This is a genomic window from Streptomyces sp. NPDC111802, from assembly GCF_055634335.1.
This window is the reverse complement of record NZ_JBVKCZ010000030.1, coordinates 61335-80990: the sequence shown is the minus strand read 5'-3', so window position 1 is coordinate 80990 and position 19656 is coordinate 61335. Positions and strand designations below refer to the sequence as shown.

Annotated in this window: 14 protein-coding genes and 1 pseudogene; 6 read left to right on the top strand and 9 right to left on the bottom strand. The window is 69.9% G+C overall.

The features are described 5' to 3' along the window. Window positions 1-75 precede the first annotated feature (75 nt). From ACZ7NC_RS29590 to ACZ7NC_RS29575, 4 genes are read left to right on the top strand one after another with little or no spacing between them, the layout of a single operon-like run. The gene (locus ACZ7NC_RS29590) at window positions 76-1353 is read left to right on the top strand and encodes a glycosyltransferase (protein ID WP_471492543.1); all 1278 of its coding nucleotides are present in this window, start codon (window positions 76-78) and stop codon (window positions 1351-1353) included. Beyond that, window positions 1350-2999 (top strand): ArnT family glycosyltransferase, encoded by a 1650-nt coding sequence (locus ACZ7NC_RS29585; protein ID WP_471492542.1) that lies wholly within the window; start codon window positions 1350-1352, stop codon window positions 2997-2999. The genes ACZ7NC_RS29590 and ACZ7NC_RS29585 overlap by 4 nt, the downstream gene beginning before the upstream one ends. Continuing rightward, the gene (locus ACZ7NC_RS29580) at window positions 2996-4198 is read left to right on the top strand and encodes a glycosyltransferase (RefSeq protein WP_471492541.1); all 1203 of its coding nucleotides are present in this window, start codon (window positions 2996-2998) and stop codon (window positions 4196-4198) included. The genes ACZ7NC_RS29585 and ACZ7NC_RS29580 overlap by 4 nt, the downstream gene beginning before the upstream one ends. After that, window positions 4195-6612, top strand: coding sequence for a galactose oxidase-like domain-containing protein (locus ACZ7NC_RS29575; RefSeq protein ID WP_471492540.1), 2418 nt, complete (start codon window positions 4195-4197; stop codon window positions 6610-6612). The genes ACZ7NC_RS29580 and ACZ7NC_RS29575 overlap by 4 nt, the downstream gene beginning before the upstream one ends. Window positions 6613-6614: 2 nt before the next feature. Here the strand turns inward: ACZ7NC_RS29575 and ACZ7NC_RS29570 are convergent, their stop codons facing one another. The 4 genes and pseudogenes from ACZ7NC_RS29570 to trhA all read right to left on the bottom strand — a co-directional run bounded on the left by ACZ7NC_RS29570 (window position 6615) and on the right by trhA (window position 10424). Further along, a complete protein-coding gene (locus tag ACZ7NC_RS29570; protein ID WP_471492539.1) occupies window positions 6615-7343 on the bottom strand; it encodes a Mut7-C RNAse domain-containing protein in 729 nt (242 codons plus the stop codon). A gap of 33 nt (window positions 7344-7376) precedes the next feature. Then, window positions 7377-8006, bottom strand: a complete 630-nt coding sequence (locus ACZ7NC_RS29565; RefSeq protein WP_471492538.1) for a TetR/AcrR family transcriptional regulator — start codon at window positions 8004-8006, stop codon at window positions 7377-7379. A gap of 5 nt (window positions 8007-8011) precedes the next feature. Then, window positions 8012-9554 (bottom strand): annotated as a pseudogene (locus ACZ7NC_RS29560) (DHA2 family efflux MFS transporter permease subunit). A 123-nt stretch (window positions 9555-9677) separates the two neighbouring features. Then, entirely contained in the window at window positions 9678-10424 is a 747-nt protein-coding gene (trhA, locus tag ACZ7NC_RS29555) for a PAQR family membrane homeostasis protein TrhA (protein ID WP_471492537.1), read from the bottom strand. 339 nt (window positions 10425-10763) lie between these two features. Here trhA and ACZ7NC_RS29550 point away from each other — a divergent pair, with 339 nt between their 5' ends. Continuing rightward, window positions 10764-12587: a phosphoenolpyruvate carboxykinase (GTP) gene (locus ACZ7NC_RS29550; RefSeq protein ID WP_471492536.1), complete on the top strand. Its 1824-nt coding sequence runs from the start codon at window positions 10764-10766 to the stop codon at window positions 12585-12587. Window positions 12588-12903: 316 nt separating this feature from the next. Then, entirely contained in the window at window positions 12904-14637 is a 1734-nt protein-coding gene (locus tag ACZ7NC_RS29545) for an Ig-like domain repeat protein (protein ID WP_471492535.1), read from the top strand. Here ACZ7NC_RS29545 and ACZ7NC_RS29540 read toward each other — a convergent pair. The 5 genes from ACZ7NC_RS29540 to ACZ7NC_RS29520 form a co-directional block, all read right to left on the bottom strand. Further along, window positions 14627-15265, bottom strand: coding sequence for a hypothetical protein (locus ACZ7NC_RS29540; RefSeq protein ID WP_471492534.1), 639 nt, complete (start codon window positions 15263-15265; stop codon window positions 14627-14629). The two genes, ACZ7NC_RS29545 and ACZ7NC_RS29540, sit on opposite strands and share 11 nt — an antisense overlap. Beyond that, window positions 15252-16790: a substrate-binding and vWA domain-containing protein gene (locus tag ACZ7NC_RS29535; protein WP_471492533.1), complete on the bottom strand. Its 1539-nt coding sequence runs from the start codon at window positions 16788-16790 to the stop codon at window positions 15252-15254. Before ACZ7NC_RS29535 ends, ACZ7NC_RS29540 begins: the two co-directional genes overlap by 14 nt. Further along, the gene (locus ACZ7NC_RS29530) at window positions 16787-17956 is read right to left on the bottom strand and encodes a toxic anion resistance protein (protein ID WP_471492532.1); all 1170 of its coding nucleotides are present in this window, start codon (window positions 17954-17956) and stop codon (window positions 16787-16789) included. The genes ACZ7NC_RS29535 and ACZ7NC_RS29530 overlap by 4 nt, the downstream gene beginning before the upstream one ends. A 14-nt stretch (window positions 17957-17970) precedes the next feature. Then, window positions 17971-19032 carry a hypothetical protein gene (locus tag ACZ7NC_RS29525; protein WP_471492531.1) on the bottom strand — a complete coding sequence of 354 codons (1062 nt, stop codon included), beginning with the start codon at window positions 19030-19032 and terminating at the stop codon, window positions 17971-17973. Window positions 19033-19198: 166 nt separating this feature from the next. Then, window positions 19199-19621, bottom strand: coding sequence for an SCO4983 family protein (locus tag ACZ7NC_RS29520; RefSeq protein WP_471492530.1), 423 nt, complete (start codon window positions 19619-19621; stop codon window positions 19199-19201). Window positions 19622-19656: the final 35 nt, after the last annotated feature.

The following is a 19656-nucleotide window of genomic DNA, read 5'->3' as shown; positions in this document are numbered from 1 at the left end:
CTAATCTCTCCACAGTGACGCGACGGGTGTGACTCACCGTCGCGACAGGGGGCATTGGGGATCTGGGGGGATCTGTTGCTGACGTCTGTCTTCATAGCCGTCGTTTCGCTGGCCTTGTTCTGGATGGCGGCTTTCACCTTGTGGTGGCAAATGCACGCGTGGCGTACGCCCGAGGTGCTCGCCTCCACCCGGTTCAGCAGACCGGACGGCGGCGAGCACCGGTCGTTCTCGCTGCTGTTGCCGGCCCGGCACGAACAAGCCGTGCTGGACCACACCATCCAGCGACTGCTGGAGTCCACACACACCGACTTCGAGATCATCGTGATCGTCGGGCACGACGACCCGGAGACCACGGCGGTGGCCGAGAAGGCCGCGGCACGTGATCCGCGCGTCCGCGTCGTCGTCGACACCCACGAGAAGAAGAACAAGCCGAAGGCCATGAACACGGCGCTGCCGCACTGCCGCGGCGATGTCGTCGGGGTCTTCGACGCCGAGGACCAGGTCCACCCCGAGCTGCTCGCCCATGTGGACCATGCCTTCCGCACCACCGGCGCGGACGTGGTCCAGGGCGGGGTTCAGCTGATCAACTTCCACTCCAGCTGGTACAGCCTGCGCAACTGCCTGGAGTACTTCTTCTGGTTCCGCTCCCGGCTGCATCTGCACGCGCAGAAGGGGTTCATCCCGCTCGGCGGCAACACCGTCTTCGTACGCACCGACGTGCTGCGGGAAGCCGACGGCTGGGACCCCAACTGCCTCGCCGAGGACTGCGACCTGGGCGTACGGCTGTCCAGCGTCGGCAAGAAGGTCGTCGTCGCCTACGACTCCGACATGGTGACCAAGGAGGAGACGCCCGGCAGCCTGATGTCGCTGCTCAAGCAGCGCACCCGCTGGAACCAGGGCTTCCTTCAGGTCTACCGGAAGAAGGACTGGAAGCAACTACCCACCTTCGGACAGCGGTTGCTCGCCCGCTACACGCTCACCACGCCGTTCCTGCAGGCCTTCACCGGCCTGATCATCCCGCTGAACGTGGCCATCGCGCTCTTCCTCGACGTGCCGGTGAGCGTCGCCTTCATCACCTTCCTGCCGGCCGTCACCGCGCTCGTCACCTTCGTCTTCGAGGTCGTCGGACTGCACGACTTCGGCAAGCAGTACGGGCTTCGCGTCCGCTTCGTCCACTACGTGAAGCTGGTCGTGGGCGGCCCCTTCTACCAGGTGCTCCTCGCCGGAGCCGCCCTCCGCGCCGTATGGCGTGAGCAGCGCGGCCAGAACGACTGGGAGTTGACCAGCCACGTCGGCGCGCATCTCACCGACGCCGACGTGACCCGCGACCTCCGAGAGGACGTCCCTGCGTGACCTCCACCCTTCCCGTGGTGACCACTCCGAAGGTCCCCACGCAGAGACAGCCTGTCCCTGAAACGCGTTCGACCGGTCGAACGGCCCCGCCGAGCCGGCTCCGTTCCTCCCGGTCCGACCTGATCCTGTGCGGTGCGCTCCTGTTGGCGATCCTCGTCGTACAGGGCTGGAACATCGCCGACTACCCCACCCTCAGCGACGACGAGGGCACCTATCTCGCCCAGGCCTGGGCCGTCCAGGAGGGCCGGGGTCTCGCCCACTACACGTACTGGTACGACCACCCGCCCCTCGGCTGGATCCAGCTCGCCCTGCTCACCTGGATACCCGCCGCGCTCAGCCCCGAGTCGATGACCGTCGGCACCATGCGCGCCGCGATGCTCGTCATCAGCGCGATCAGCGCGGTCCTCGTCTATGTGCTGGGACGGCGGCTGTCCCTGCCGCGCTGGGCGGCCGGGCTCGGCATGGTCCTGTTCGGGCTGTCGCCGCTGTCGGTCGTCCTCCAGCGGGAGATCTTCCTCGACAACCTCGCGGTGATGTGGACGCTGCTCGCGTTCGCCCTCGCCGCCTCGCCGAGCCGTCACCTCTGGCACCACTTCGGAGCCGGGATCGCGGCCGCCACGGCCGTGCTGACCAAGGAGACGATGCTCTTCGTCCTGCCCGCGGTCCTCATCACCATGTGGCGGCACAGCCACCGCGACACCCGTAAGTTCGCCCTGACCGGCGCCGTCACGGCATGCGCGCTGATCGGTCTGTCGTATCCCCTGTTCGCCCTGCTGAAGGGCGAGTTGTTCCCGGGCGGCGGGCATGTCTCGCTGTGGGACGGCATCAAGTACCAGATGACCCGGCCCGGTTCGGGCTTCATCCTCGACCAGGGCTCCGGCTCCTACGGCGTCCTGCAGTCATGGCTCTACTACGACCGCGTCCTCATCATCGGCGGCCTCGCCGGCGCGCTGCTCCTGCTGTGCACCTGGCGCTGGTCGGTCACCGCCCGCGCCCTCGCCGGACCGTCGTTCGCGGTGGCGATCCTCGCCCTGGTGGCGATGCGCCCCAGCGGCTACCTGCCCGCGATGTACGCCATCCAGGCACTGCCCTTCCTCGCCCTCGTCCTCGCCGGAGGTACCGCCTCCGTCGCCCACGCCGTGCTGCGGCGCCGGCGGTCCGAGGCCGAGCACCGGTATCTGACGGGCGGACGGTACGCCCTGGCGGCCGTGCTCGCGATCGCCGCCGGCGCCTATGTCGTCCCGCGCTGGTACGACGGTGACCGCACGGCCGTGACCGCCGACGCCAACGCGCCCTACCAGGCCGCCTCGAAGTGGCTGGCCGACGAGGTGGAGGAGCCCGAGGACACCCGTGTCCTCGTCGACGACGCGCTGTGGCTGGACCTGGTGCACGCCGGGTACGAGCCCGGACGCGGCGTCATCTGGTTCTACAAGGCCGACCTCGACCCGGCCGTGACCAAGACGATGCCGCGCGGCTGGAAGGACCTCGACTACGTGGTCGCCTCGCCGACGGTCCGGCGCGACGCGGTCGACCTGCCCAACGTCAAGGCCGCCATCGAGCACTCGAAGCCGGTCGCCGTCTTCGGCACCGGCGAGGACCGTATCGAGATCCGCCAGATCCAGACAGCCTCCGGAGGCGTTCGATGAGCCAGGAACACACCGCCCCCGAGCAGCTGGGCGATCCGGCCGTGGAGGCCGCCGAGGTGGCCGAGCCGGGCGCCGTCACCATCGTCGTACCGACCTTCAACGAGTCGGCGAACGTACGGCAGTTGCTGCACCAGATCACCGAGTCGGTGCCGTCCCGGCTGCCCTGCGAGGTCGTCTTCGTGGACGACTCCACCGACGACACCCCGCAGGTCATCAAGGAGGCGGCGCAGGACTGCCCGTTCCCCGTCACCGTCATCCACCGCGACGACCCGGTCGGCGGGCTCGGCGGCGCGGTGGTCGAGGGGATGAAGGCGGCCGGGTCGGACTGGATCGTCGTCATGGACGGCGACTGCCAGCACCCGCCGTCCCTCGTCCCGGAGCTGGTCGCCACCGGCGAGCGCGCGAACGCGGGACTCGTGGTCGCCTCCCGGTACATCAAGGGCGGCAGCCGGGCCGGGCTCGCGGGCAGCTACCGGGTGGCGGTGTCGCGGATGGCGACCTGGCTGACCAAGTCCCTCTTCCCGCGCCGGCTGCACGGCATCAGCGACCCGATGAGCGGCTTCTTCGCCATCCGCCGCAGCGACATCGCCGCGGAGGCACTGAAGCCGCTCGGCTACAAGATCCTGCTGGAGCTGGCCGTGCGCAGCCGCCCGCGCGCGGTCACCGAGGTGCCGTTCGTCTTCCAGGAGCGGTTCGCGGGCGAGTCCAAGTCCACGGCGGCGGAGGGGCGGCGCTTCCTGCGGCACCTCGCCGGGCTGCGTACGGCCGACCCGCTGTCCCGCATGGTGGTGTTCGGGCTGATCGGGCTGACCGGCTTCGTGCCGAACCTGGCCGCGCTGTGGCTGATGACCGAGGCGGGGCTGCACTATCTGCCCGCGGAGATCGTCGCCAACCAGTTCGGCGTGGCCTGGAACTTCCTGCTCATCGAGAAGCTGCTGTTCCGCGACCGGCGCATCCACCGCCACTGGGCCGACCGCACCGTACGGTTCGCGCTGCTCGCCAACGCCGACCTGGTGCTGCGCATCCCGCTGATCGCGCTGCTCGTCGGGCAGTTCGGGCTGGCCGTGCTGCCCGCGACCGCGCTGGCCCTGGTCATCACCTTCGTCCTGCGCTTCGTCGGTACCGAGGCGCTGGTCTATCTGCCGAGCCGTCGTTCAGGTCGGCGGCCCGGGAGTCGCACCGCAAGGAGAGCCGTGTGAACAAAAGCAGTTGGGTCAAGCACCGAAGAAGGACCGCACTGGTCGGGGTGGGCGCCCTGACCACCGGTCTGCTCCTCACCTCGCCCCAGTCCGCCTCCGCCGCCAACCTCATCAAGAACCCCGGCTTCGAGACCGCCGGCAGCGACGACATGCCCTACTGCTGGAAGAAGTCCGGCTGGGGCGACAACGACTACACCTTCGAGACGGTGGCCGACGCCCACTCCGGCGGCAAGGCCATGAAGGTCACGCTCACCCGCCGCGTCGACGGCGACCGCAAGGCGCTCATCACCGAGTCCGCCGCGTGCGCGCCGGTCGTCACGCCGGGCAAGCAGTACGACCTGGGGCTCTGGTACAAGTCGACCACCCCCGACACCTCGATCACCCTGTTCCGGCACGACACCACGGCGGGCTGGCAGTACTGGACCGACCTCAAGACGCTTCAGATGGCGGCAGGTTGGACCGAGGCCACGGTCCGCACGCCCGAGGTGCCCGCCGGCACCGACCGGATCGCCTGGGGCGTCTCCGTCTACGGCACCGGCTCCGTCACCTCCGACGACTACACGATGGACCAGGTCGCCGACCCCGTCCCCGACCCGGTGTGCACGGGCACGGCGGAGCAGTGCGCCAACGGCCGCTGGGACGTGCTGCCCACCCGGAACCCGGTCCGCTCCATGCACTCCGTCGTCCTCAACAACGGCAAGGTGCTGCTGATCGCCGGCTCCGGCAACAGCGAGCAGATGTTCGAGGCGGGCACGTTCACCAGCGCGGTCTACGACCCGCAGAACGGCACGTACAAGCAGATCCCCACGCCCAAGGACATGTTCTGCGCCGGCCACGTCCAGCTCGACGACGGACGTGTGCTCGTGATGAGCGGCAACAAGGCGTATCCGGTGCCGGGAGGACACGGCTACGAGGGCTACAAGGACTCGTACGTCTTCGACCCGGTCACCGAGACGTACAGCAGGACGAACGACATGAACGACGGCCACTGGTACCCGTCGGCCACCGTCCTCGGCAACGGTGACGTGATCTCCTTCGGCGGTCTGAAGGAGGACTCGTCCGGCTCGGTCACCGCCGAGCTGTGGTCGGACGCCGAGCAGAAGTGGCTGGAGCTCTGGAAGGTCAACCAGACCTGGTCGTACTGGGGCCTGTACCCGTCGATGATCCTCATGCAGGACGGCCGCCTCTTCTACTCCGGCAGCCATGTCTTCGGCAACAACATCCCGGGCACCGGCTCGGCGATCTACGACTACGGCGCCAACACGGTCACGCAGGTCCCCGGTCTGCGGAACAAGGACGAGCGCGACCAGTCCGCGAGCGTGCTGCTGCCCCCGGCCCAGGACCAGAAGGTCCTCACCATCGGCGGCGGCAACATCGACTCCAACCCGGACGCCAACCGCCTCACCGACGTCATCGACCTCAAGCAGCCCAACCCGTCCTACGTCGCCGGCCCGCCGCTCCCGCAGGGCACCGTCGACGTCGGCGGCGGCAAGGTCCCGCAGACCGGCAACCAGGGCAAGATGTACGTCTCCGCCGTCCTGCTGCCCGACGGCAAGGTCCTGGAGACCGGCGGCGCGCTGCACAACCGGGCCGACCCGGTGTACGAGTCGTCGATCTACGACCCGGCGACCAACACCTTCGACCCGGTGGCGGCCGACCCGGAGGAGCGCGGCTACCACTCCTCGGCCTTCCTCCTGCCCGACGGCCGGGTGATGGCGACGGGCGACAACCCGGGCAACGGCAGCTGGAACCACGACGTGTCGATCTACACCCCGCCCTATCTCCTCAAGGGCGAGCGCCCGACGATCACTTCGGTCATCGACAGGGAGTGGACATACGGCGACACCCAGCGGATCACCGTCGACCGGCCCATCGCCAAGGCCGAGCTGATCCGCCCGGCCGCCGTCACCCACTCCTCCGACCCCAACCAGCGGTTCGTCGACCTGCCGCTGTCGGTGGACGGCAACAACGTCGACCTGAACGTCACGAGCAACCCCGACCTGGCCCCGCCCGGCTGGTACATGCTCTTCGCGGTCGACGCGAACGGAGTGCCGTCGGTGGCCAAGTGGGTCCACCTCCAGGGCCCGGGGGCCCTGAGCGCCACGGACGCCTCGGCGCACGTCCACGACTTCGCCGACAACCTCACGGGCAAGGTTACGGGCCCCGGCAAGAAGCGCACCTCGCAGAAGGTCAGCCCGACCGTCTCCGGCTGCGACCGCCACTACGGCTCCGTCAACGTCTGCGTCCCGACGGACTTCCCGCCGACCGTGAAGGCGACGACGAAGTCCCGCTGCGACTGGCTGAAGAAGAACGACTACGGCCGGCTGAAGGTCAACGGCAAGGACGACCCGCTGCGGCTGGACCCGAACCGGGACGGAATCGCGTGCGGGAAGGGTGATGTGAGCAGGCGTTAGTCTCAGCTCGCGTAGTCGGCGAGGGCGCGCTCCACGATGGCCACCAGCTGTTCGTGGTGCGCGCCCTTCCAGTACGCCCGCCCGCACTGGGTGCACTGCGCGAACACGTCGTACGACCGCTGCGTCCCGCCCTCCAACTGGTCCGCGACCTCCTCCTTGGTGGCCTCCTTGAGCAGGCCGTTGCAGGCGGTGCAGCGGGTCCAGGGGCGCAGCTCGGGGCGGAACCGGTCGAGGATGTCGCGGAGTTGGTCGTCGGGGCGGGTGCTGTAGACATAGGCGCCGGCCCACAGCTCGCGGCGGCGCAGCAGACCTCGGTCACGGCTCAGCATGACCCGCTGCTCGGCGGCCGAGCGGGCGGCGAGCGCCGGGTCGCCGATGTCCGTCGACTCGTAGTCCGTGTCCACGCCGAGCAGCCGCATCCGCCGGGCCAGGGTGCCGAGGTGGACGTCGAGCAGGAAGCGCAGGGGAGCGCCGGGCACCCGCTGGGGGCGCTCGACGGGCCGTACGGTCACGGACTCGCCCGCCGTCGGGACGTACGACACCGGCCTCTCCCGGCCGTCCACGACCAGGGTGCCGACCTCGGTCAGCGGGGTGCCGAGGGACTCGACGACATGGCCGAGGGTCGAGACGCCGTCGGTGGTGACCCGGGCGGCACCGGCCTCGCGTCGTCCGTTGGGCAGGAACACACGTAGCTCGGGCGCGAACCGCACGTGGATCTCGGGACCGTTCACCCGGCCAGGATGCCACGGCCCAGGGCGCGCGCCTCAGGTGTTTTTCGCGGGAAGTCCGTGCTCGATGACCTCCAGGGCACGGTCGAGGAGCTCGTGGAGGTCGTCCTGGAAGTCGTTCTCGGCCCAGTACAGGGTGATCTCCGCGAGGCCGCCGATGAGGGACATCGTGAAGACCCGCACCTCGAAGCTGTCCCGTGCCATGCCGGTGCGCTCGGCGATGGCCTCGCTGAGCATCCGGCCGGTGACCGACATGCTCTCCAGCATCCGGGAGCGCACCGCGGGGACCTGGACGAGCAGGTGCGAGCGCAGCCGGACGACCTCGGACTCCTCCTCCAGTCCGGCGCCGATGGCCAGCTTCATGACGTACCGCAGGGACTCCATCCACGGCTCGTCCGCCGGCCGCTTGCGCAGTTCCTCCAGCAGGATCGGGTCGTACTCGTCCGTGAGGACGATGTCCTCCTTGGTCGGGAAGTACCGGAAGACGGTGGACGGCGACACCTCGGCGCGCTCGGCGATCTGCTCGACCGTGGTGGCGTCGTAGCCCTGCTCCTTGATCAGGGCATACGTCGCGGTGCGGATCGCCATCCGGGTCTTGATCTTCTTCCGCTCACGAAGTCCCAGCTGAGGGCGGTCGGGGAGGGGGAGGGGACGTGCGGGTGTCATGAGGCTCATTGTCGGGCATCGGCCCGCTCGGCAGCCATGTCCGGGGTGTGGGGGACCTCCGCGGCGGGAGTGCCGGGCAGGAACGCCGCCGCCAGCAGCGCGGAGACGAGGGCCGCGATGCCGCACACCAGCAGGACGACGGCCATGCCGTGGACGTACGCGCTGTTCGCGGAGGCCATCAGTTCCGTCGAGCCCGCCCGCTGGGCGACCATGTGCGCCGCGACCACGGACTCCCCGGCGGTGTCGGCGGCCCGCGCGGACAGCCCGGTGACGTCGAGCCGGTCCCGGAACGTGCTCGCGAGCAGGCTGCCGAGCAGGGCGATGCCGATCGCGCCGCCGACCTGACGCAGGGTCATCAGCAGCCCGGAGCCGCTGCCGGCGCGGTCGCGGGGGAGGGTGCCCAGGGCGCTGTTCATCGCGGGGATGAGCGAGAAGCCGAAGCCGAGTCCGGTGATCGAGAGCCACAGCGCGGTGAAGCCGTAGCCCGAGTCGACCGTCGTACGGCTGCCGAGGATCGCGGCGAAGGCCAGCACCACCAGGCCCGCGCTCACCGTGGCCCGCGCACCGAACCGGGCGACGACCGGCGGGGCCGTCCGTGAGGCGACCAGGAGACCGCCCATCATCGGCAGCAGCCGGATGCCGGTGCCGAGGGCGTCGTGGCCGAGGACCGCCTGGAGGTACGGCGGCAGGACGAACAGCAGGCCGGACAGGACGAACATCACCAGGGTCGCGGCGATCGTGTTGAAGAGGAAGCCGCGGTGGGCGAGCAGGGTCATGTCGAGCATGGGGCGCTCGATCCCGCCGTTCGCGCAGCACCAGCGCGGCGATCAGGACGACCGAGGCGCCGAGCATGGCCAGTACCAGCGGGTCGCCCCAGCCGCGCGTGGGTGCCTCGATGATCGCGTAGATCAGTGCGCCGAGGCCGGTCGCGGTGAGCGCGGTGGAGAGGGTGTCGACCTTGGGAGAGGCGGGATCCTTGGTCTCCGGGAGCAGGAGGACGCAGGCGGCGATGCCGATCGCGGCCATCGGGACGTTGACCAGGAAGACCGATCCCCACCAGAAGTGGTTCAGCAGCCAGCCGCCGATGATGGGGCCGAGCGGCAGGCCGAGCGCGGAGGCGGCGGAGATGACGCCGACGGCCTTGGTGCGCTCGTCGGGGCCGAAGAGCGAGGGCAGCACGGAGAGCGCGAGTGGGGTGACCAGCGCGGCTCCGACGCCCATCACCGCACGCGCGGCGATCACCGCGTTCACGTCGCCGGCCAGCGCGCCGACCAGCGAGCCGACGAGGAAGATCCCGAGCCCCGCGATCAGCATCAGCCGCCGTCCGAACCGGTCGCCGAGCAGGCCCGCGGGCAGCATCAGCGCGGCGAAGACGACGACGTACGCGTCCGCCATCCACTGCTGCTGGCCTGTGGTGGCGCCGAGATCGGCGGCCATCGTCGGCAGCGCCACGTTGAGGATCGTCATGTCGAAGCCGAGTGTGAGCATGCTCGCGACGAGGGCGCCGAGCGCCCACCAGCGACGTGCATCTGTAGTGACAGTAACCATGAAATGAGAGTAACTCTCAAAAAGCTGTGACTGTCAATGGGGCTGTCATGTTCTGGAGCGTTCTGGAGCGCGAAAAAGGGCCACGGCTCGGAAGCCGTGGCCCTCGACGGGTTGTGTGGTGGGCTACGCGTGCTGGTACGCCACCAGTGAGATCCCCACGTAGTGGACGACGAACGCCGCCAGCGTGAAGGAGTGGAACACCTCGTGGAAGCCGAACCAGCGCGGTGACGGGTTCGGGCGCTTGATGCCGTAGATCACGCCGCCGGCGCTGTAGAGGACGCCGCCGACGATCACCAGGACCAGCACCGCGATGCCGCCGGAGCGCATGAAGTCGGGCAGGAAGAAGACGGCCGCCCAGCCCATCGCGATGTAGCAGGGCGTGTACAGCCAGCGCGGGGCGCCCACCCAGAAGGCCCGGAAGACGATGCCGGCCAGCGCGGCCGCCCAGATGCCCCACAGCAGCCACTGGCCCTTGGCTCCCGGCAGGAGCAGCATCGTCAGCGGTGTGTACGTGCCCGCGATGATCAGGAAGATGTTGGCGTGATCCAGCCGGCGCAGGATGCCGTCCATGCGCGGGCTCCAGTTGCCCCGGTGGTACAGCGCGCTCACGCCGAACAGCAGACAGGCGGTGAGGGCGTAGATCCCGCAGGCGAGTCTGCCCCGGGGGGAGTCCGCGAAGGCCGTGAGCGCCAGGCCGGCGATGAGTACCGCCGGGAACATGCCGAGATGCAGCCAGCCCCGGAGTCTGGGCTTGATCTCCTCCGTGAGCTGCTGGGCGTGGTGCGCGAGCTGGTGTGGCAAGGAGGGCGCCTCGGAACCGCGGTCGGCGGCCGGCGGATCCGTTGGCGCGTCGGGGACGGGCGCAGTCATGCGGGGCATCGTACCTACGGAACCGTAAGTTACGCGTCAGAGCGGACGGATGAGCGCCGGTAAGTGGCCATCGTCTCACGGGTACCCGGCAGGGGCGCACCAGGGGTGAAGTCATGGTGACGCATCGAAAACATCTCGATGAGTGGCGATGCTCACGCCGCTCACCTGTGACGCCCTCTGGACATATGGGCGGACGCGTCGGATGATCAAATGAGTGCGGTCGGCACCGGATGAGCGCGGAGATCGAAAGCGGATCCCGCCCGCGAAGCATCCGGGTCGTGGCCCCCACGGGGCACACAAGGGCATATTCAGGACAAAATCCCTCACTTAGGAGCAACCGTGGCGCGCGACATCGCGGCTCCCCCCGTCGTCCCCACCAACCACCAGGAGCTGATCTCGTGGGTCAACGAGATCGCTGAACTGACGCAGCCGGACAGCGTGGTCTGGTGTGACGGATCCGAGGCCGAGTACGACCGGCTGAGCGAGGAGCTGGTCGCGAAGGGCACCTTCAAGAAGCTGGACCCGATCAAGCGCCCCAACTCGTACTACGCGGCCTCCGACCCGACCGACGTCGCGCGCGTCGAGGACCGGACCTTCATCTGCTCCGAGAAGGAGGAGGACGCGGGCCCGACGAACCACTGGATGGACCCCGCCGAGATGCGTGAGGTCTTCGCCGGTGAGAAGGGCGTCTTCCGCGGCTCGATGCGCGGCCGGACCATGTACGTCGTCCCGTTCTGCATGGGCCCGCTCGGCTCGAAGCTCTCCGCGATCGGCGTGGAGATCACCGACTCCGCCTATGTCGCCGTCTCGATGCGCACCATGACCCGCATGGGCCAGGCCGTCCTGGACGAGCTCGGCGACGACGGCTTCTTCGTGAAGGCCGTGCACTCCGTCGGCGCCCCGCTGGAGGAGGGCCAGGAGGACGTCCCCTGGCCCTGCAACCGGACCAAGTACATCTCCCACTTCCCGGAGAGCCGCGAGATCTGGTCCTACGGCTCCGGCTACGGCGGGAACGCCCTGCTCGGCAAGAAGTGCTACGCCCTGCGCATCGCCTCCGTCATGGCCCGTGACGAGGGCTGGCTCGCCGAGCACATGCTGATCCTCAAACTGACCCCGCCGCAGGGCGAGTCGAAGTACGTCGCCGCCGCCTTCCCGAGCGCCTGCGGCAAGACCAACCTCGCCATGCTGGAGCCCACCATCTCCGGCTGGACGGTCGAGACGATCGGCGACGACATCGCCTGGATGCGCTTCGGCGAGGACGGCCGGCTCTACGCCATCAACCCCGAGGCCGGCTTCTTCGGCGTCGCGCCCGGCACCGGTGAGCACACCAACGCCAACGCGATGAAGACGCTGTGGGGCAACTCGGTCTTCACCAACGTCGCCCTCACCGACGACAACGACATCTGGTGGGAGGGCATGACGGAGGAGACTCCGGCCCACCTGACCGACTGGAAGGGCAACGACTGGACGCCGGGCAGCGAGACCCCGGCCGCCCACCCCAACGCCCGCTTCACCGTGCCCGCCTCGCAGTGCCCGATCATCGCGCCCGAGTGGGAGGACCCCAAGGGCGTGCCGATCTCGGCGATCCTCTTCGGCGGCCGCCGCGCCACCGCCGTACCGCTCGTGACGGAGTCCTTCGACTGGAACCACGGCGTGTTCCTCGGGGCCAACGTGGCCAGCGAGAAGACCGCCGCCGCCGAGGGCAAGGTCGGCGAGCTGCGCCGCGACCCGTTCGCGATGCTGCCGTTCTGCGGCTACAACATGGGCGACTACATGGGCCACTGGGTCGACGTCGCCAAGGGCAAGGACCAGGCGAAGCTTCCGAAGATCTACTACGTCAACTGGTTCCGCAAGAACGACGAGGGCAAGTTCGTCTGGCCCGGCTTCGGTGAGAACAGCCGCGTCCTGAAGTGGATCGTCGAGCGCCTCGAGGGCAAGGCCGAGGGCGTCAAGACGCCGATCGGCATCCTGCCGGCCAAGGGCGCGCTGGACACCAACGGCCTCGAACTGGCCGACTCCGACCTCGACTTCCTGCTCACCGTCGACAAGGAGGTCTGGCGCGAGGAGGCCGCGCTCGTCCCCGACCACCTCAACACCTTCGGCGACCACACGCCCAAGGAGCTGTGGGACGAGTACCACGCTCTGGTGCAGCGCCTGGGCTGAGAACAGCCCCCCAAGACGCCGCGGCCGGCTCCGATCGTGCCCTGACCAGCAACATCGTCACGGTCGGCCGCGGTGACAGCACCCCGGACCGGCGAGGTTCCGTACAACGGCGTACGGGGCTGTGGGCCTGTCGTGGTCATCCCGTCCGCCCCGATGGGAAGGCCGCGGCAGGCCCTCGCCTGTATTCGCTCACCTGTATTCGCTCGCCCGTACGGTCGCGCCGCCTTGATCGCGGCGTCTTCACCGCTGTTACATGGTCTCCACAGGAGCGTCACTGATCCCAGTGGGCGCTCAATTCAGCCTGTGGGGGGCACAGTTGAATACAGCACACCGTCCCAGACGTCTCGCGGCCACGCTGCTCGCCGCCGCACTCGCCGGGGCCGGCCTGACCGTCGCCGCCGCGCCCGCGGCCCACGCGGCGGCCTCCGAGGCCGTGGCCAAGCTGCCGATCAGCTCGTACTCGGCGCTGGCGGTGGACTCCGCGCACCAACGGGTCTACGTCGCCGACAGCAACATGGGCAGCTACCAGAACCCGGGTCTGATCGCCGTCTACAACTTCCAGGGCGAGCGGATCACCACGATCAGCACCACGCAGCACATCTCCGGCCTGGCCCTGAACGCCGACGGCTCCACGCTCTACGTCGGCGGACGCGAGGTGATCTGGCGCTACGACACCAGCACCTACACCTCCAACGGCCTGTACGTCTCCACCGACACCTGCGGCCGCAGCCTCGCCTACTCGGGCGGGCAGGTGTACTACACGACGCCGTACTCGTACTACACCGCGCAGTGCGACACCACGCTGACCTACCTGGACTCCTACGCCCCGGCCGGCAACACCGTGGCGCGCACCAACTGGCAGGACTACGGCAAGCTCCAGCTGGAGGCCGGTCCCGGTGACCGGATGCTGATGGGCCAGCCGCTCAACTCCTCGGCCACCGACCCGTTCCTGACGGTGTACGACGCCGGCGGCGGCTCCCTGGTCCGCAACGCCGCCCGCCGTTTCGCCGACGCCGACGGCAAGGGCGCCCTGAACCTGAAGGACATGGCGTTCTCCGCCGACGGCAGCAAGGTCGCCGTGGCCGACGCGAGCGCGGGCACCCGGCTGCTGAACACGAGCGACCTGTCCGACGCGGCCGACGGCTACCAGGCCCTGCCCGCCGGTGCCTCCGCGAGCGCGGTCGCCTTCGGCGGCGACGGCAAGTACATCGCGCGCGGCGCCGCGGCCACCGGCTCGACGCCGGACCTGCTGGTGCAGCCCGCCGACCCGGCCGACGCCACCGCCCCGCTGGAGTTCGCCTTCGAGGGCAGCCTCGACGGCGACCGGGTCGCGCCGCGCGGCCTGGAGTGGGCGGCGGACGGCTCCCGGCTGTTCGCGGTCACCACCAACGCGGCCGGCAACCAGTACTGGCTGCACATCATCCAGCCCCCGGCCGTCCAGTACGACGCCCGCTTCACCCGCGGTCTGACCCACAGCCCCGCCCAGGCCGTGGCCGGTGAGCCGCTCGCCGTGCGCGGCAAGCTGGAGCAGGACGGCCCGGCGCCCACCGAGCCCCTGAAGGTCAGGGCGACCCGCACGGATGCGAACGGCACCCACGAGCTGGGCACCTTCACGGTCAAGGAAGACGGCACGTTCTCCGTCCTCGACGAGCCCGACCTCGTCGGCGACGCCACCTACAAGGTCTCCTACCTCGGCGACCTGACCCACCGCCCCGCCGAGGACATCACCACCATGGTGTCCGTCGGCAAGGCGCCCACCTCGATCGCGCTCACCGCGCCCGAGGAGGGCTCGCTGAGCACGGGTGTCGAGATCACCGGTACGTTCACCGCGCAGGGCAAGGCCCTGCCGGACCGGGCGGTCCTCAAGGTCACCCGGACCGACCGGCTCGGCACCGGCACGCTGTCGTCGGTGACGGTCGCCGCCGACGGCACCTTCACGATCAACGACCTGCCGCGCACCCGGGGCGACGCGGACTACACGGTCAGCTGGCCGGGCGACGACCTGCACAGCGCGTCGTCCGCCTCGGCGACGGTGTACGTCAGACGGTAGATCCGCCCGCGGTCCCGTCCCGGTCCTCCAGATACCGGGTGTGCGACTCCTGGCGGCGGGCCTCCGCCTCGCGCAGGCCCGCCGCCAGCTGCTCGGCGTCCTTCTTCAACAGGCCGAGCTGCCGCTCCAGATGCAGTTCCGGGGAGTCGGTGCCGGGCGACATCCGCGTCCACCACCGCGTCCGTACGAAACTGTCGACGGCCTCGGGCAGATCGCGCCGCACGATCCGGGAGAGCACGTGCACGCCCTCCGGATCGTGCGCCAGCAGCTCGGCCACCCAGCCCTTTTCGAGCAACGCGGCCAGCAGCTCGGTCAGTTCACGCAGCCGGGCGGCGGCCGTGACCGACAGCTCGATGTCCGTCAGATAGCCGCGCAGCTTCTCGAAGTCGCCCCGCACCTCGTCCAGTTGGGCCGAGGGGTCCGGGAAGTCGGGCAGCGCGGGCCGCTCCGGCGGGGCGATCAGCGCGCCCGCGCCGTACAGTCCGGCGACCACGACGGGCCAGTACGGACCCGCCACCCCGGTGAAGGTCAGCACGACTCCGGCCAGCCCGCACGCGCTCCCGGCGATGTTCTTGCGGGACTCCAGGTATGCCAGCGCCCTGCCCGGAGCCGTTCTACTGGTAGCCACGGATCTCCTCGAAGGCGCCGTCCAAAGAGCCCTCCTGGGCGTCGAAGAGGCGGCCGCCGGTCAGCTCGGCGATGGACTCCAGCTCGGACTTGCTGGAGTCGCCGAAGAGGATGGGGAAGACGGGCGTCGCCCGCCGCTCGCGGTCCAGGCCGAGGTACCAGGCGTGGAAGTCGGCCGAATCGGCGCCCGCGGTGTTCTCGCCGTCCGTCATCAGCACGATCGACGTGAACGTGTCCCGGTCGGCGCCCAGATGCTCGTACGCCGCCTCCAGTGAGGTGTAGATGGCGGTGTCGCCCTCGGCGGTGAGCGCGTCGGTGTCCTCGCGGATGCCTGCGAGCCCGGCCTTCGGGTCGGCCGGATCCACGACATGCGTGGCCACGCTCTTCACAGCCGACCCGAACGGCATCAGTGTGACCTCCTCGCGCTCGCGGAAGTCACCGGTGAGGTCGGTGAGCGCCTTCTTCAGCTGCGCCAGGCGGTCGCCCTTCATCGAGCCCGAGGTGTCGAGGACGTAGACCGTCCTGGACGGGCGGCGCAGCTCGTTCTCGTACGCGTCGAGCAGTCCGTCGGCGACGGAACGGCTGCCCGGGAAGGGCAGTTCGCGCCGCCGGCCGGTGTCGAGGCCGGGCGCCGGATCGACGGAGGGGACGACCGGGCGGCGATGGGTGCGCTCGGTGATCATCCGCTGGACGTCCTCGGTGCGCAGCGCCTCGGTGAGGCGGCGGACGTCGTCGCGGGTCGCGGCGCTCGTCGACGCGAGGGAGGACAGCGGGTAGTCGGCGGTGACGACGCCGTCCTTCGGGCGGATCACCGTCAGGCCCGGGATGCCCTTGAGGACGGACTCGTAGTTGAGCAGCGCGTCCACGTTCCCGCGCCGCCGGTACGCCGTCGCCAGCCAGCCCGACGAACCCGACGTCAGCTTCTGCCCCGTGAAGAACTCCTTCAGCCGGGCCGTGGCCTTCGTGACGTCCGCGTCGGTGAGCGCGGACTGGGCGCCGGAGAGGGCCGAGGCGACCGAGACGAGGGTGGCGAAGCCGGAGTTGGAGCGGGCCGGGTCGGTCATGCCGTAGGTCAGCTTTCCGTCCTGGACGGCCTGCTCGATCTGCGACCAGGTGACGTCGCCCGGCTTCCAGCCCAGCGAGCCGAGGGCCGTCGTCCTGACCCCGACGGCGACGGGGCTCGACATGACGGGAGTCTCCGAGACGACCTTCCTCGCCACCTCGGGCCGCAGCCGCAGATAGTCGTTGGAGGACAGCCACAGCGCGTCGTACTGCCCGTCCGCCTTCCCCTTCGCCAGCAGCTCCACGGCGTCGAGGGTGCCCATGTAGGTGGGCCGCACCTCGATGCCGGTGTCCTCGGCGATCCGGTCGAGGACCGGGGCCATGTCGCTGAGCTCGCTGGAGGCGAGGACCCGGAGAGTGCCGGGCTGTGGGCCGTCCTGAGGCTTGTCGCCCGCCTTCTGCGACGTACAGGAGGTCAGCAGGGCCACCGCGGCGAGCGCGGCGGCGAGAAGCCGTGCTCTCATCCGAGACCGCCCTCCAACGCGCCCTGTGTGCGGCTGCGCTCCAAGTAGCCGCTCGCGTGCTGCAGTTCGGCCGTCAGGTTCTCCACCGTGGCCGCCATCGCCTCGGTCGCCTGGACCTTGTAGCTGTCGATGGCGTCGAGCGTGCGGTAGATCTGCTGGAAGGCGCCGCGGAGGGTCTCCGCTCCCACCGCCGGGTCGGCGGCGATGCGCTGGATCTCGCCGCTCTGCGTGGCGAGCATCTCGGCGTTGCCGCGAATGAGGTCCTCGGTGGTCCCGCGCAGGGCGTTGACCTGCTCGATGACCTTCTTCTGGTTGTCGAGCGCGGAGGCCAGCATCACGGAGATGCGCAGCGCCGAGACGGTCGTGGTCGCGGCCCGGTCGACGCCCTTGATGAGTTCCTCGTTGTTACGCCGTACGACGTCCATGGCGAGGTAGCCCTGCGCGCACACCGCGAGCTGGGTCAGCAGGTCCTGGTGCTTCTGCCGGACCGGGAAGAGGATGTCGGCCCGCAGACCGTCGGCCTGCTGGGGATCCGCGACCTGGCCGATGTGCTGCTCCACGGCCGTGTCCAGGGCTTCCGTCAGCACGACGTACTCCTGGAGCTTGCCCATGGTCTCCCAGAGCCGTACCCGCTCGGTCTGCAGGGCGGCGTTGTCCCGCCGCAGCTCGTCCTGTCCGCCCCGCAGCGACCCGACGATCTTGTTCAGGGTCCCCTGCGCGGAGGCGTACTTGGCGACGTGGTCGCGCAGCTTGTTGCCGCCGGGCAGCCTGGAGAGGAACTTGCGCCCCTTGGAGGCGGGCAGGTCCCGCGGGTCCAAGTCCTCGACCACCCTCCGCAGCTCGACGAGCGAGCCCGCGACCTGCGACTGGGCGTCCCCGCCCTGGTCGGGCAGGCTGCGGATGGTCCGCTCCAGCATGCGGTTGGACTGGGCGGCGGCGGTACGCATCTCGCCGGCGCCCAGGGCGGTGATCTCGCCGACCTTGCCGGCGAACTCGGGGGAGCGGGCGTCGAGCGCCGCGAGCCCCTCGACGTAGGCGCCGGCCTTGTTCGCCATGTCGGTACGGACGCCGTCGTCGACCGGGACGAGTCCGCCGGCCTTCTCGCGCGGCACGGCGGCCACGGGCTCGGGCGGGGTGAGGACGAAGGTGTCGTCGTTGCTGCTCATGTGCTGTGCCCCCCTTATCCGCGCGCCCGTCGCGCCAGCTCGTGCAGCACCTCGGAGGTGGGCACGGCCGCCTGGTGGACGCCGGTCAGTTCCTGCTTGAGGTAGGTGGTGTCCGAGGCGAACTCACTGGCCTCGCCCTGCGGACGGAACCCGTGCCGGGCCTCCAGCTCGCGCAACTTCGGGTCCGAGGAGAGCAGTTCGGCGACGGCCTTGCCGTTCTCGGTCAGCGGGACGACGGTGTGGTCGCTGTTGACCGTGGTGTCCGGGTAGAGGACGACCAGGTCGTCGGGCTGCTGCCCCTGAGCCAGCAGCGAGGCGACCTGGGACTCGTAGACCACGACGAGCGGGTTGCCGGCACCGCTGACGAAGTCCCGGAAGAGCGCGTCGCTGCCGGACTGCTGGGCGCCCTGCACGCTGATCAGCTTGTGCAGCAGCGGGGCGGCCCGGTCGATCCCGGCGTCGTCGGCGACGACCTTGCCGCCGTTCTCGACGTAGGAGGCGGCGGCCAGATAGAGGGCGCCGGAGTTGGAGGTCTCGGGGTCGGTGCTGGACAGGTAGAGCGTGCCCGTCAACTCGCCGTACTTCTGGGCGCCCTTGAGCTGCTGCCAGGTGCGGTCGTCGCGGGCGGCGTCCAGATACGCGGTCATCTTCAGGGTGCCGCGGTGGGGCTCGTCCAGCGTGGCGAGGCCGTTCGCCGCGAGCACCGCGGCGGCGTTCTTGTGCGCCACGACCACGAGGGGCGAGTAGAAGGGGCGGGGGAGTGTCCCCGTCACCTTGTACTTCGCCGCCAGCGCGACGGCCGGCGCCTGGCTCGACGGGAGCGCGAGGTCGTACCCCTTGAGGTCCAGCCCCTCCATGGCCCAGGACCCGGAGGTCTCGGCCTTCACGGTGTAGCCCTTGGCGGCGAGGGCCTTCACCACGTCGGGATCGGCGAAGAACTCGGCCTTCTCCGACCCGATCACCGCCTGCACGGTCTTCGTTGCCGTGCCGTCCTCACTACTGCGGCCCGCGACGACGGCGACCACCACGCCACCGATCAGCAACACCGCGAGGATGATTCCTGCGATTCGTCTCACGCCGGGGAGAGTGCTCCCGGAATCCAACGTTCCCTGTCAATGGCGGTGAACGGGAGGTGTCGCACCGGTCCCGGTACAACACGCCCTGTGTTTCAGGGGCGCGGACTGAGGCAACCCGGTCCGCGCGTCGCTGCGGGTGCACGCGGACCGGGGCCGTTCAGGGGGGTCAGCCGACGCCGGTGAGTTCCTGCGGCTCGGCCTGCGCGGCGGAGTGCGCGTCCATCCGCTCGGCGGCCAGAATCGCCGCGGCGGTGTCCGCCCGGGAGGCGGCGACGACCAGCGCCCGCCCAGCGAGGGCGTGCGCACGCCGATGCAGTGCCGCGAGCTTCGCCTGAGGGCCGGAGGCCGCCGCGCGGGCGGGCCTGTGTCCCTCCCGCAGCCGGGCCACCTGGTCCGCGAGCCGGTCGGCCGCGATGTCCAGGTCCTCCGAGGGCGCCGTCGCGCGCAGCTCGTCCGTGACGGCGAGCAGCGCGGCGAGGTGGCCGGCGAGCTGGATGTCCAACTCCTCCTCGCGGGAGCGGTGGGGGAAGTCGGTGGTGTTGCCGGCCATCGTGCTGTGGACCGACTTGGTTCGGATCGGTTCGTACATGGGGATGGCCTCCTGTGCGCTGACAGGAAACCATC

Coding starts and splice junctions, on each gene's coding strand:
- ACZ7NC_RS29530 (WP_471492532.1), bottom strand. CDS start 17,956: ATGAGCAGCAACGACGACACCTTCGTCCTCACCCCGCCCGAGCCCGTG.
- ACZ7NC_RS29580 (WP_471492541.1), top strand. CDS start 2,996: ATGAGCCAGGAACACACCGCCCCCGAGCAGCTGGGCGATCCGGCCGTG.
- ACZ7NC_RS29565 (WP_471492538.1), bottom strand. CDS start 8,006: ATGACACCCGCACGTCCCCTCCCCCTCCCCGACCGCCCTCAGCTGGGA.
- ACZ7NC_RS29520 (WP_471492530.1), bottom strand. CDS start 19,621: ATGTACGAACCGATCCGAACCAAGTCGGTCCACAGCACGATGGCCGGC.
- trhA (WP_471492537.1), bottom strand. CDS start 10,424: ATGACTGCGCCCGTCCCCGACGCGCCAACGGATCCGCCGGCCGCCGAC.
- ACZ7NC_RS29535 (WP_471492533.1), bottom strand. CDS start 16,790: ATGAGAGCACGGCTTCTCGCCGCCGCGCTCGCCGCGGTGGCCCTGCTG.